This is a genomic window from Sphingomonas abietis, from assembly GCF_027625475.1.
In the GTDB taxonomy this organism is placed as follows: Bacteria; Pseudomonadota; Alphaproteobacteria; order Sphingomonadales; family Sphingomonadaceae; genus Solisphingomonas; species Solisphingomonas abietis.
Genome location: NZ_CP115174.1, coordinates 195,780 through 208,606, shown reverse-complemented (window position 1 = coordinate 208,606; position 12,827 = coordinate 195,780). Strand labels below are relative to the sequence as shown.

The following is a 12,827-nucleotide window of genomic DNA, read 5'->3' as shown; positions in this document are numbered from 1 at the left end:
GCTAGGCCCGGTGCGGCCACCGCGGCAAGCCGGCTTGCGCGGGTCGCCGGTCCTGCTATTCGGATTGCCATGGTTCCCTTTTCGTTCGCAGGCGCGGAGCTGGTCGCGATGGTCCCCGGGGCGTTGGCCTGGCCGGCGCGCCGCGCGCTGCTGTTCGCCGATCTGCATCTCGAGAAAGCAAGCTTCTACGCTCGCGGCGGGCAGATGCTGCCGCCCTATGATTCGCACGCGACCCTGCGCGAACTGGAACTGCTGGTCCGCCAGACCGGCGCCGAGGAGATATGGTGTCTGGGCGACAGCTTCCACGATGCCGAGGGCTGCGAGCGACTGGCCGACGAAACCCGCGACCTGCTCCGCGCCCTCACCGGCAGCACGCGCTGGACATGGATCGCCGGCAATCACGACATCGCGGCGGTGACGCTGGCCGATCATTGCGGCGGGCGGGTGCTCGGCGAGGCGGAGGTCGACGGCTTGCTGCTCCGCCACGAAGCCGAGCCGCAGGAGAGCCGCCCCGAACTGTCCGGCCATTTCCATCCCAAGCTGCGGCTGACGATCAAGGGCCGCCACGTCGCGCGGCGCTGCTTCGTCGCCACCGCCGACAAGCTGATCCTGCCGGCGTTCGGCGCGCTCACCGGGGGAATGGATGCCGGCGATCCGGTGATCCGCAAGGCGCTGGGCGGGCGGGCCGCCCAGGCATTGGTGCCGCTCGCCGACCGGCTGCTGCGCTTCCCGCTCGCGGCCTGACCAGATCTAGATCGGAATGGCGACGGCGCCGCGATGGAGGATGAGGCCGATCAGCCCGAGCAGGGCAACCCCCATCTGGAGCGGGCGCATCCGGGCGAAATGCGGGGGCGCCTCGCCGCGGCGCGCGGCGATCGGATCGAGGATCGCGACGCTGGCATAGCCGATCGCGAGCAGCACCAGCGACATCAGCGGGGTCGGGCTGGCCAGCGCCCCGGCGCCCAGCGCGAACAGCCAGAGCATCGGCACCAGCACGGATGCCGGCGTTTCGGCGTCGCCCCGGAAGCCGAGCCCGCGCCGCACGCCGGCGAGGAAGATCAGGATCGACGCCCCCCACCAGACCGCCAGCCATGTCACCACCGTCGGCCACGGCGACGACATCAGCCAGGCGAGCACGGCCGCGATCGGCAACGGCAACACCGCGCCATAGCCGAAGATCAGGCTGGTGGCGGGGATCGGGCGATCGGCGGGGTCATCCATCCCCCACCAACGCGCATGCCCGGTGTCCGCTCCCTCAGGCCTTCCAGCTCTGCGGAAAGATGCGCTTGAGCGCTTCGACCTTCGGGCGATCGTTGATCACGATATAAGGATAGTCCGGATTGCGAGCCATGAAATCCTGATGATAGCCCTCGGCCGGGAAGAAGCCGGGCGCCGTCTCCAGCTTCGTCGCGATCGGGGCGGCATAGACATGGGCGGCGGTCAGCTGCGCGATATAGGCCTGCGCCACCTTGGCCTGCCCCGGCGATTGCGGGAACAGCGCGCTGCGATATTGCGGACCATGGTCCGGCCCCTGACGGTTGACCAGCGTCGGATCGGCGACCACCGAGAAATAGATGCGCAGCAGATCGGCGTAATTCACCTTGGTCGGATCGAACACGACCTTCACCGATTCGGCGTGGCCCGTGGTGCCGGTCGCCACATCCTCATATTGCGCGGTCGAGGCCTTGCCGCCGGTATAGCCGGACGTGGTGCCGACCACGCCCTTCACATGGTTGAACACGCCCGCCACCCCCCAGAAGCAGCCGCCCGCGAAGATCGCGGTCTCGCGATGGCCCGTGACGGGTTCGACAAGCGCAGGCGCCGGCGCCTTCACCGCCTGCTCCGCGGCAAAGCTGGGCGCGGCGGCCCACAGCAGGCCGGCGACGATGCCGGTGGCGGCGATGACGGGAAGCGACGTCTTCATGGCATGTCTCCGAAGGATCATGCCCTAGATACGTTCGCTCCCCGCCTTCGGGTTACATATTGCTCCGCTCAGCTCAGCGCAGCGCCGACACCGCCTCCGCGATGCGGTGGCACGCCTCGGTCAGGATCGCATCGGATGTCGCGTAGCTGATGCGGAACGCCGGCGAGAGGCCGAAGGCCGCGCCCTGCACCGGGGCGACCCTCGCCTCGTCGAGCAGATAGCCGACCAGTGCCGTGTCATTCTCGATCGTCACGCCCTTGGGCGTCGTCTTGCCGATCAGGCCGGAGACGTCCGGATAGACATAGAAGGCGCCTTCAGGCGTCGGGCAGTGGATGCCCGGCACCGCGTTCAGCCCGGCCACCACCAGATCGCGACGGCGCTGGAAGGCGACGGTGCGCTCCTTGAGGAAGCCATGATCGCCGTTCAGCGCCGCCGTCGCCGCCGACTGGGCGATCGAGCAGGGGTTGGAGGTCGATTGCGACTGGAGCTTGGCCATCGCCTTGATCAGCCACGCCGGGCCACCCGCGAAGCCGATCCGCCAGCCGGTCATCGCATAGGCCTTGGAGGTGCCGTTGACGGTCAGCGTGCGCTCGTAAAGCGATGGGCAGACCTGCGCGATCGTGGCGAACTGGAAATCGTCGTAGAGGATGTGCTCATACATGTCGTCGGTCAGCACGAAGACTTGCGGGTGGCGCTCCAGCACCTCGCCCAGCGCCTTCAGCTCGGCGGCCGAGTAAGCCGCGCCGGTCGGGTTGGACGGCGAGTTGAGGATCACCCAGCGCGTCTTCGGCGTGATCGCCGCCTCCAGCTGCTCGGGCAGGATCTTGTAATTCTGGTTCGCACCGGCCGCGATCACCACCGGGGTGCCGCCGGCATAAGCGACGATGTCCGGATAGCTCACCCAATAGGGCGCCGGGATGATCACCTCGTCGCCCTTGTCGATGGTGGCGACGAGCGCGTTGAACAAAGTGTGCTTGCCGCCGACGTTCACGCTGATCTCGTTGGCCGCATAGACGAGGCCGTTGTCGCGCTGGAACTTGGCGGCGATCGCCTCCTTCAGCTCGGCGGTGCCGTCGACATTGGTGTATTTGGTCTTGCCGGCGCGGATCGCCTCGATCGCGGCGTCCTTCACATAGTCGGGCGTGTCGAAATCGGGTTCGCCGGCAGCGAGGCCGATGATGTCGATCCCCTGACGCTTCAGGTCCAGCACCCGGCTGGTCATGGCGAGCGTGGCGGACGGCTGGATGCGGTCGAGCGCTTCCGACGTGTATCGCATGGGAATCTGGCTTTCCGACTGAGGAAGGGGCGGCGCGCCTATGCCGGATGTCGCGATGCAGGGCAACGCCGCTCAGGTGTCAATCAGGGCAATCGTGCGCGAATCAGTCCCCGCAGCGCGTTGCCGAGCAAGAATTCGTCGCGCAGGTCCGCGATCCGCAGATCGGCCTCGATCGCCTCGCCCTGCTCGATCAGGCGCTGGCGCAGGATGCCGGGCAGCAGGCCACGGGCGAGCGGCGGGGTCAGCAGAACCCCGTCCCGCGCCACGAACAGGCTGGTGAAGCTGCCTTCGGTCAGCAGGCCGTCGGGACGCACGAACACCACCTCGAAATGATCGCCGCGCGCCGCATCGTAGAAGCCGCGATCGCTCGTCTTGTGTGCGAGCCGGAAGTCGTCCGCCGCAACGGGCAAGGGCACCACCGGCGCCACCACCACGCCGTCCACCGGAGCGGGGGCGGTCCTCACCTCGATCGCGATCCGGCCAGCGGGCGACAGCAGGATGCGGACCCGTGCCGGATCGCGCAGCCTGAACGTCGCCGCCTGCAATTCATTGCGCAGATCGTGGCGATCGAAGGTGAAGCCGAGCGCATCGGCCGAGCGCCAGGCGCGGGCGACATGGCGCTCGAGATCGGGAAAGCCCTCGTGCGGATCGAACGCCATCGTCTCGATCAGATCGAACCGCGGGCAGGCGGCCGCCACGAACGCGCCCTTGGCCAGGCATTCGCGCCACTCGTCGTCGCCTTCCGAATCGGCGACGATGCCGGAACCCAGGCCGATCGACGCGGCGCCGTCCTCGCCGATCGTCAGGGTCCGGATCGCGACGTTGAACGCCGCGCCGCCGCCCGCATCGAGCCGCCCGATCGCGCCGGTGTAGAGGCCGCGCCGATCCGATTCGACCTCTGCTGCCACCTCCATCGCCCGCAGCTTGGGCGCGCCGGTGATCGATCCGCATGGGAAGGCGGCCTCCAGCACGGACAGCGCGTCGGCGCCCTCGGCCAGATCGGCAACGACGGTGGAGGTCATCTGGTGGAGCGTCGGATAGGTCTCGACGGTGAACAGCTCGGGCACGCACACGCTGCCGGGCACCGCGATCCGCGCGAGATCGTTGCGGATCAGATCGACGATCATCAGATTTTCGGCGCGTTGCTTGGGATCGGCGGCGAGGCTCGCCGGATCGGTGTCCCGCGCCGCCGTGCCCTTCATCGGCCGCGCCTCCAGCCGCCGGCCGTCGAGCCGGAAGAACATCTCCGGCGAAAAGCTCAGCATCGTGGTCCGGCCGTCATGGACGATGCCGCCCCAGCCCGCCGCGGCCCGGTTGCGGATGCGGGCGTAAAGCGCGAGCGGGTCGCCCGCGACCGGCACCGTCGCCCGGAATGTGAGGTTGGCCTGATAGATGTCGCCGGCCGCGATATAGTCCTTCACCCGCGCGAAGGCGGAGAGATAGGCCGCGCGATCGATCGCCGGCCGGGGCGATCCCGCCCATGCGCCGGCAGGATCGGGCAGCAATGCGGCGATATCCGCCGGGCCGATCTCCTCGAACCGCTCGAACAGACCGAACCAGAGCAGCGGCGTGCGCGGCGCGGCGCCATCGGCCGCTACCGGCGCCTCGGCCAGCGCCCCGGCATCATAGGCGATCCAGCCGGCGGCGTGCAGGCCGTGCTTGGTCGCATAACGGAGCGCCGCCAGACAATTGGCGAGCCTGGCCGGATCGTCGGTCGCCACCGCCTCGATCGGATCGCGATAGAGCCGCGCCGGGGCAGCGCCCTCGCGGCGGGCATCGTCGAGCAGCACGAAGGGGCGGGATCGGTCGAGCGTCATTGCTCTCTCCCTGCCCCCCCGAGCGCCCGTCCCGCAACCCTTCGCTTGCACGCACACCCCATGATGCGCATCTGGAGGGCATGACCGACAAGCCCCCCGTCCCCCCGCTGCCCCCGCTTCGCGCCGCCATCGTGCCGGTCACGCCCCTCCAGCAGAATTGCACCCTGCTATGGTGTACGAAGACGATGCGCGGCGCCTTCGTCGATCCCGGGGGCGATCTCGACAAGCTGGAGGCCGCCGCCGCCCAGCATGGCGTGACCATCGAGAAATTGCTGATCACCCACGGCCATATCGATCATTGCGGGCAGGCCGGCATCCTGGCCGAGAAGCTCGGCGTGCCGATCGAAGGCCCGCAGGAGGCGGATCGCTTCTGGATCGCCCGGCTGGACGACGATCGGGCCAGCTTCGGACTCCAGGGCAGACCGTTCGAGCCGACCCGCTGGCTGGAGGATGGCGACGAGGTGACCGTCGGCGAACTCACCCTGTCCGTCCGCCACACGCCGGGCCACACGCCCGGCCATGTCGTCTTCCACCATGCCCCGTCGCGATTCGCGATCGTCGGCGACGTGCTGTTCCGCGGCTCGATCGGGCGCACCGATTTCCCGCTCGGCGATCACGACACGCTGATCGCCTCGATCACCGAGCGGCTGTGGCCGATGGGCGACGATGTCGCGTTCGTGCCGGGCCACGGCCCGACCTCCACCTTCGGCCACGAGCGAGCGAGCAATCCCTTCGTCGCCGACACCCGATTCGGCTGAGCGAGGGGTCGGCTGAACGAGGGAGCGGCTGAACGAAGGGCACGCCCGCCGAAGCGGGCACCGGCCTCACAGATAATGGATGGTCTCGGCCGGCGGATGGGCGCCGACCCAGATCGCCCACAGCGCCAGCACCACCAGAACGAGCCAGGTGACGAGCGCGCCGACCAGCCGCAGCGGGTGCGGCTTGGCGCTGTCCATGCCGAACGGATGCGCCAGCCGCGCCGCGATATAAAGATAGCCGATCGCACGCAGCCACGGCTTCGGCTCGCCCGCCAGCTCGAGCAGTCCCATCAGGATCAGCACGAACGGGGTATATTCGATGAAATTGGCCTGCGCCCGCATCCGGCAGAGCAGCAGCCGATTCTCGCCATCGCCATGGAGCACCTTGCCCGAGCGGCGAATCTGTACGACGCGAATCGCCAGCCAGATGTTGATCAGCGCGGCGGCGCCCGCGAAAGTAAGAGTGACGGGCAGCATGGTCGCGTGGTCTCCCCCGGAGGTAAGGGGCCTGGTATCGGCCGCTATGCCGGCATCGCTCGCACGCCACGCCCCGGGTTGCAACAGCGCGGAAATCCGCTATAGGCCCCCACTCACGACGAGGCCGGCCGCTGATGGTCCGCGGCTCCCAGGGCTGTGGTGCATTGGATGGTATGCGGCGTCGCATCCATTGAATACAGGATCAAGGTGCCGAGATGGCCGTCCCCAAGCGAAAGACCTCGCCTTCCAAGCGCAACATGCGCCGCAGCCACGATGCGTTGACCGTGCAGTCCTTCCAGGAATGCCCGAACTGCGGCGAACTCAAGCGTCCGCACAATCTGTGCAACGCCTGCGGCCACTATAATGGCCGCGAGATCGTCTCGGTCGAGGCCTGAGCCTCACGCAACGGACAGACAGAGTGGACGCGCCGCGAATCGCCATCGATGCGATGGGAGGAGACGCAGGTGCGGCCACCATGCTGGCAGGTGCCGCGCTGGCACTCACCAGCTTTCCTGACCTGACCTTCCTGATCGTCGGCGACGAGGCCACGATCCGGGCCGAGCTTGCACGCCTGCCCAAGCTGGCGGCAGTCAGCGAGATTCGTCACGCGCCCGACCGGATCACCGGCGACGACAAGCCGTCGCAGGCGATTCGGCGCGCCAAGACGACATCGATGGGCCTCGCCATCGCCGCCGTGAAGGACGGCGCGGCGGGCGGCGCGGTGTCGGCCGGCAACACCGGCGCGCTGATGGCGATGGCGAAGCTTTCGCTGCGCACGCTGCCGGGCATCGACAGGCCGGCACTGGCCGCGATCATGCCGTCGCTCGGCGACAATGACGTGGTCATGCTCGATCTCGGCGCCAACACCGAATGCGATGCCGACAATCTCGTGCAGTTCGCCCTGATGGGTGCCGCCTATTCGCGCGTCGCGCTGGATATCGAGCGGCCCAAGACGGCCCTGCTCAACATCGGCACCGAGGAGATGAAGGGGACGGACGCGCTCAAGGAGGCGGCCGCCAAGCTGCGCGCGCATCCGACCCTGCCGTTGGACTTCATCGGCAATGTCGAGGCGGATCGGATCAATCGCGGCGGCGTCGATGTCGTGGTGTCCGATGGCTTCTCCGGCAACATCGCGCTGAAGGCGATCGAGGGCACCGCCCGCTTCGTCACCGATCTGCTGCGCCGGTCCTTCCTGTCGAGCTTCCGCTCGAAGATGGGTTTCCTGCTGTCGAAGCCGGCGCTGCACCTGCTGCGCGTCCATCTCGATCCCAATAATCACAATGGCGCCGTCTTCCTGGGCCTCAACGGCATCGTCGTGAAGAGTCACGGCAGCGCTGACGCCAAGGGGGTCGCCAATGCGATCGGCGTCGCCGCCAAGCTGGTGCGCGACGATCTCAATCGCCTGATCGCCGAGGATCTGGCCGATTATCGCGCCGCCTCGCAGCCGCCCGCCCCCCAGCCGATCGCCGCCCAATGACCATCCGCGCCTTCATCGCCGGCACCGGCTCCGCCCTGCCCAGACGCCGCGTCACCAACGCGGAGCTGACCGAAACCGTCGACACCTCGGACGCGTGGATCGTCGAGCGCACCGGCATCCGCGCGCGCTACATTGCGGGCGACGACGAGACCACCGCGAGCCTCGCCGCCGACGCCGCGCGCAAGGCATTGGCGGACGCCGGCATCGACGCCGCCGAGATCGGCCTGATCGTGCTCGCCACCGCGACGCCGGACCAGACCTTTCCCTCGTCCGCCACCAAGGTGCAGGCGATGCTGGGCATCGCCGACTGCGTCGCCTTCGACGTGCAAGCCGTGTGCTCGGGCTTCCTCTACGCGCTGTCGGTCGCCGAGAGCATGATCCGGGGCGGCACCGCCAAGGCCGCGATCGTGATCGGCGCCGAGACCTTCAGCCGCATCCTCGACTGGGAAGATCGCGCCACCTGCGTGCTGTTCGGCGACGGCGCCGGCGCCGTGGTGCTGAAGGCCGAGGACGGCCCCGAAAATCCCGCCGAGGCGCGCGGCGTGCTCGCCGCCAAGCTCCATGCCGACGGGCGCCATAACGAGCTGCTCTATGTCGATGGCGGCCCCTCGACCACGCAGACCGTCGGCAAGCTCCGCATGAAGGGGCGCGAGGTGTTCCGCCACGCCGTCGTCAACCTCGCCAATGTGCTCGGCGAAGTGCTGTCCGAGCTGAACCTTACCGCCGCCGATATCGACTGGCTGGTGCCGCACCAGGCCAATGCCCGCATCCTCGATGCGACCGCCCGCAAGCTCGACCTGTCGCCCGATCGCGTCGTCGTGACCGTCGACCAGCACGCCAACACGTCCGCCGCCTCGGTGCCGCTGGCGCTCGACGTCGCGGTGAAGGACGGGCGGATCAAGCGCGGCGATCTGCTCGTGCTGGAGGCAATGGGCGGCGGCTTCACATGGGGCGCTGCGGTCATCCGATTCTAACATGCGACGGGGTGCGTAACGATCCTTTGCGTGACGTCCGGGCAGGTCTATGCTGTTGCCAGCAAACAGAACCCAGGGACACGACATTGGCCGACCTTCAGACCTTGACCCGTGCCGACCTCAGCGACGAGGTTCATCGCGAGATCGGGCTTTCGCGTGCCGATTCCTCGGCGATGGTCGAAAAAGTGCTCGGCCTGATGTGCGAGGCGATGTCGAACGGCGAGAACGTCAAGATTTCCGGTTTCGGCACCTTCGTGCTGCGCGACAAGGGCGAGCGGGTCGGCCGCAATCCCAAGACCGGCATCGAGGTGCCGATCGCGCCGCGCCGGGTGCTGACCTTCCGCGCTTCCAACATGCTGCGCGATCGCATCGCCGAGGCGGATTGATCGCCATGGCCGACAAGTCCGACACCGCCTTCCGCACGATCGGAGAGGTTTCGGGCGAGATCGGCGTGCCGCAGCATGTCCTGCGTTATTGGGAAACCCGTTTCCCCCAGCTCAAGCCGATCACCCGCGCCGGCAATCGCCGTTATTACCGCCCCGAGGACGTCGCGCTGGTGCGGCGCATCCATGGTCTGCTCAACGGGCAGGGCTATACGGTGAAGGGCGTGCAGAAGCTGCTGGCGGCCAAGGGCGGCGGCGCGCCGGCGGATGCGGCGGCCGAAGTGCCCGTATCCACACCCGCCACGGCGCCCATGGCGTTGCCGATCGATGAACTGAAGGCGATTCGCGCGCTGCTGGCCGAGGCGCTGGCCGCCGCCTGATTCTCGCCGGGCGGAACGTTAGGAAAGCCGATCCGGCCCCAGCGCCGGATCGACATCGCGCGGCCGCACGAAGCGGACGAGATGGCCGCCGCCATCGCCGACATCCTCCCAGCGCTGCACGTCGAAGGTCAGCTCGGCGACGCTGGCGGTCGGATATTTCTCGCCGATCTCTCCCCGCGCGCGGATCTCTTCCTCGCCGGTATCGGTGGAGAGGCGCAGCACCAGCTCCTCGATCCCCGGATTATGGCCGGCGAGCATCACCGTGCCGATCGCGTCGGCGGTTTCCTGCACCACTTCGAGCAGGGTCGGCGCCGAGGCGAGATAGATGCGGCGATCCCAGTTCACCGCCGGCCGCCGGCCATAGCCGTCGAACATCGCATCCAGCGTCTCGACCACCCGCACAGCCGGCGACGCGACCACCGCATCGAAGCCGAGCCCGATCTGGCGCATGTGCCGCCCCATGGTGACCGCCGCGCGCTTGCCCTTGTCGTTGAGCGCGCGATCGAAATCGCGCAGCGCCGGCTGATCCCAGCCGGACTTGGCGTGGCGGAAGGTGATGAGCCTCTTCATGCTTCTCCGCCGCTGGCCGTCTCGGTGGCGTGATGCCCGATCTGATCCCCGGAGGGAAGGCCGGAGGCGACCGCGCGCACCGCTTCGTCCAGCGAGACCCGTCGGATCGGCACGCCGGCCGGGAAGGCATCGAGCAACCGCGACGGCGTGGCCGACGACAGCAGCACGAATCGGCCATGATCGTCGGCGCGCCGGATCAGTCGCCCGAACGCCTGCGCCAGCCGCGCCCGCACCACCTCGTCGTCATAGGCGGTGCCGCCGCCCGCCGCCCGCCTGGCCGCGTGCAGCACGGTCGGGCGCGGCCACGGCACCTGCTCCATGATGACGAGCCGGAGCGAATGACCCGGCACGTCGATGCCGTCGCGCAGCGCGTCGGTGCCGAGCAGCGAGGCGTGGGGGTCGTCGCGGAAGATATCGACCAATGTGCCGGTGTCGATCGGATCGACATGCTGCGCGTAGAGCGGCAGGCCTTCGCGGGCCAGCCGATCGGCGATGCGTGCATAGACCGCCTTCAGCCGCGCGATCGCGGTGAACAGGCCGAGCGTGCCGCCCTTGCTGGCCTCGATCAGCCGCGCATAGGCATGGGCGAGGCCCGGCATGTCGCCGCGCTTGACGTCGGTGACGATCAGCACCTCGGACTGGGCGGCGTAATCGAACGGGCTCTTCGCCGCGAACCGCTCGACCGCGGTATCGAGATGGCGGGTGCCGGTGCGCGCCTCGGCCCGGTTCCAGTCGCCCTGCGGCCCGGTGAGCGTGGCCGACGTCACCAGCACGCCCTGCGCCGGCGCCAGCACGACCGAGGCGAGCGGACGGCCGGGATCGAGCCAGTGGCGGCGGATGCCGATATCGAACTCGCGCCCCTCGACGCGATCGACCGCCAGCCAGTCGACGAAGTCCGGGTCCGGCGCGCCGCCGATCCGGCCGAGCAGCGCCTGCCATGCCGAGATCATCCGCGCGCGCAGATGCAGCCCGGCGGCGGCCCCCTCGATGCGCGCGCGCGCCGGCCCGTCGAGCCAGTCCGGCGCCTCCTCCAGCACCGCCACCAGCCGCCCGCCGAGCGCGACCATCGGCCGCATCAACCCTTCGAGCGCCACCGAGGCTTCGCCCGCCGCCTCGACGATCGGGCCGTCGAGCGCCGCCGCCTCGGTCTCGATACCATAGCCGGCGTCGGCGGCGGTGGCGCGCGCCATCACCACGCCGCGCACCGCGGCGAGCAGCTTCTCGATCGGGCCGAGCGGCATGTCCTCGGCGATCCGCGACAGCCAGTCGGTCGCGACCAGCGCCTGCGATCCCTGGATCACGCCGTCGAGCGCGATCGCCCCGGCCTCGTCATAGGAGACGACATCGGCAAGCCGTGCCGCAAGGCCCCGGCGGCGCCCGCGCGAGGCTCGCTCCGGCCCGGCGATCCAGCGGCGCAGCTCGATCGATTCCTGCCCGGTCAGCCCGGCCGAGAAGGTGGTGTCGGCGGCATCGTGGAGATGATGGCCCTCGTCGAACACGATCCGCCCCAGTGCCCGCGCCTTGCCCTGCGCGGCCTCGTCCCGCCGCCGTTCGGCGAGCAGCATGACCAGCGCATGGTTGGCGATGACGATATCCGCCTCCTCCGCCCGGCGAATCGATCGCTCGATGAAGCAGCGGCGATAATGCGGGCAGCCGGCGTAGACGCATTCACCGCGCCGATCGGTCAGCGCGGTCGATCCGGCACGGCGGAACAGGGTGGTCAGCCAGCCGGGCAGATCGCCGCCGACCATGTCGCCATCGCGGGTATAGGCCGCCCAGCGCGCGACCAGCTGCGCCAGCACCGCCGCCCGCCCCTGAAAGCCGCCGAACAGCGCATCCTCCAGATTGAGCAGGCAGAGATAATTCTCCCGCCCCTTGCGCACCGCCACCTTGGCGCGCCGTTCCACGGGATCGGGGAACAGCCGCTCGGTCTCGCGATCGAGCTGGCGTTGCAGCGCGCGCGTGTAGGTGGAGATCCACACCGTCCCCTCGGCGCGTTCGGACCACAGGCCGGCGGGCGCCAGATAGCCGAGCGTCTTGCCGATGCCGGTGCCGGCCTCGGCCAGCATCACCCGCGGCCGCCCCTCGGCCATGCGCGGGGCGAAGGCGTGGGACGCGGCGGCGGCATAGGCGCGCTGGCCCTCGCGCGTCTCGGCGCCCTGGCCGGTCAGCATCGCCAGCCGTTCGACCGCATCGGCCTCGGCTATCGTCACCGCACGGGGCTGCGGGCGGGGCGCGGCCTCCTCCCATTCGGGCAGCTTGGCAAACAGGCCGCGCTCGGTGCGTTCCGGCTCGCGCATCCGCTGGATCAGCGCCTGCGCCCAGGGCCAGCGCAGCCGGGCGAGCGCATGGGCGACATCCCAGGCGCCATGCTTCTCCGGCCAGTCCGCCTCGGCCACGCCGAGCAGCGCGTCGGCGATGGCGAGCAGGGTGGCAGCGGCGTTGGCATCGTCCTCGGGCGGATCGATCCCGAGCGCGCGCGCCATGCCGGCCGGGGTCGGCACCGCGAAGCGCGCCGGGTGGACGAAGGCGAACAGCTCTAGCAGATCCAGCCCGACGATCTCGGCATAGCCCAGCCGCTGGCCGACCAAGGGCGCGTTGAGCATCACCAGTGGGCGTTCTGCGGCGAGTGCGATCGCCTCGCCCCGCGCGAGTCCGCGCACTCCGCCGCCCGCTTCGCCGCCGCGCTCGGCGAGCCAGATGCCGCCATGGGTGGCGTGCAAAGCGAGGGGCGGCAGCGGGAAGGTCACGCCCCGACTATAGGGAGGCGTGAACGGAAGGGAAACGGCTC

14 protein-coding genes are annotated in these 12,827 nt (G+C 69.3%); 7 read left to right on the top strand and 7 right to left on the bottom strand.

Annotation, left to right across the window (positions count from 1 at the left end):
* Positions 1-69 precede the first annotated feature (69 nt).
* Positions 70-744, top strand: coding sequence for a ligase-associated DNA damage response endonuclease PdeM (gene pdeM / locus PBT88_RS01065; RefSeq protein ID WP_270077416.1), 675 nt, complete (start codon positions 70-72; stop codon positions 742-744).
* Positions 745-750: 6 nt separating this feature from the next.
* Here pdeM and PBT88_RS01060 read toward each other — a convergent pair whose 3' ends face one another.
* From PBT88_RS01060 to pabB, 4 genes are all read right to left on the bottom strand, one after another.
* Positions 751-1,221: a DUF3429 domain-containing protein gene (locus PBT88_RS01060; RefSeq protein ID WP_270077415.1), complete on the bottom strand. Its 471-nt coding sequence runs from the start codon at positions 1,219-1,221 to the stop codon at positions 751-753.
* Between the two features lie 34 nt (positions 1,222-1,255).
* On the bottom strand, positions 1,256-1,924 hold the full coding sequence (gene msrA, locus PBT88_RS01055; protein ID WP_270077414.1) for a peptide-methionine (S)-S-oxide reductase MsrA: 669 nt from the start codon (positions 1,922-1,924) through the stop codon (positions 1,256-1,258).
* Positions 1,925-1,997: 73 nt separating this feature from the next.
* Positions 1,998-3,200 carry a pyridoxal phosphate-dependent aminotransferase gene (locus PBT88_RS01050; RefSeq protein WP_270077413.1) on the bottom strand — a complete coding sequence of 401 codons (1,203 nt, stop codon included), beginning with the start codon at positions 3,198-3,200 and terminating at the stop codon, positions 1,998-2,000.
* 83 nt (positions 3,201-3,283) lie between these two features.
* Positions 3,284-5,017 (bottom strand): aminodeoxychorismate synthase component I, encoded by a 1,734-nt coding sequence (gene pabB / locus PBT88_RS01045; protein WP_270077412.1) that lies wholly within the window; start codon positions 5,015-5,017, stop codon positions 3,284-3,286.
* 80 nt (positions 5,018-5,097) lie between these two features.
* Between pabB and PBT88_RS01040 the strand changes: the two genes are divergently transcribed.
* Entirely contained in the window at positions 5,098-5,775 is a 678-nt protein-coding gene (locus PBT88_RS01040; protein ID WP_270077411.1) for an MBL fold metallo-hydrolase, read from the top strand.
* Between the two features lie 66 nt (positions 5,776-5,841).
* On the opposite strand, the gene PBT88_RS01035 is transcribed toward PBT88_RS01040, so the two are convergent.
* A complete protein-coding gene (locus PBT88_RS01035) occupies positions 5,842-6,252 on the bottom strand; it encodes an MAPEG family protein (RefSeq protein ID WP_270077410.1) in 411 nt (136 codons plus the stop codon).
* A 215-nt stretch (positions 6,253-6,467) separates the two neighbouring features.
* Here PBT88_RS01035 and rpmF point away from each other — a divergent pair, with 215 nt between their 5' ends.
* The 5 genes from rpmF (at position 6,468) to PBT88_RS01010 (ending at position 9,466) form a co-directional block, all read left to right on the top strand.
* Positions 6,468-6,647 carry a 50S ribosomal protein L32 gene (rpmF, locus tag PBT88_RS01030; protein ID WP_270077409.1) on the top strand — a complete coding sequence of 60 codons (180 nt, stop codon included), beginning with the start codon at positions 6,468-6,470 and terminating at the stop codon, positions 6,645-6,647.
* 23 nt (positions 6,648-6,670) lie between these two features.
* The gene (plsX, locus tag PBT88_RS01025) at positions 6,671-7,729 is read left to right on the top strand and encodes a phosphate acyltransferase PlsX (RefSeq protein ID WP_270077408.1); all 1,059 of its coding nucleotides are present in this window, start codon (positions 6,671-6,673) and stop codon (positions 7,727-7,729) included.
* Entirely contained in the window at positions 7,726-8,703 is a 978-nt protein-coding gene (locus PBT88_RS01020; RefSeq protein ID WP_270077407.1) for a beta-ketoacyl-ACP synthase III, read from the top strand. The genes plsX and PBT88_RS01020 overlap by 4 nt, the downstream gene beginning before the upstream one ends.
* A gap of 86 nt (positions 8,704-8,789) precedes the next feature.
* Positions 8,790-9,089 (top strand): integration host factor subunit alpha, encoded by a 300-nt coding sequence (locus tag PBT88_RS01015; RefSeq protein WP_270077406.1) that lies wholly within the window; start codon positions 8,790-8,792, stop codon positions 9,087-9,089.
* A gap of 5 nt (positions 9,090-9,094) precedes the next feature.
* On the top strand, positions 9,095-9,466 hold the full coding sequence (locus tag PBT88_RS01010; protein WP_270077405.1) for a MerR family transcriptional regulator: 372 nt from the start codon (positions 9,095-9,097) through the stop codon (positions 9,464-9,466).
* 18 nt (positions 9,467-9,484) lie between these two features.
* Here the strand turns inward: PBT88_RS01010 and PBT88_RS01005 are convergent, their stop codons facing one another.
* Both PBT88_RS01005 and PBT88_RS01000 read right to left on the bottom strand, forming a co-directional pair.
* On the bottom strand, positions 9,485-10,036 hold the full coding sequence (locus PBT88_RS01005; protein WP_270077404.1) for a SixA phosphatase family protein: 552 nt from the start codon (positions 10,034-10,036) through the stop codon (positions 9,485-9,487).
* Complete coding sequence (locus PBT88_RS01000) at positions 10,033-12,786, bottom strand: ATP-dependent DNA helicase (protein WP_270077403.1); 2,754 nt, start codon at positions 12,784-12,786, stop codon at positions 10,033-10,035. Before PBT88_RS01000 ends, PBT88_RS01005 begins: the two co-directional genes overlap by 4 nt.
* Positions 12,787-12,827: the final 41 nt, after the last annotated feature.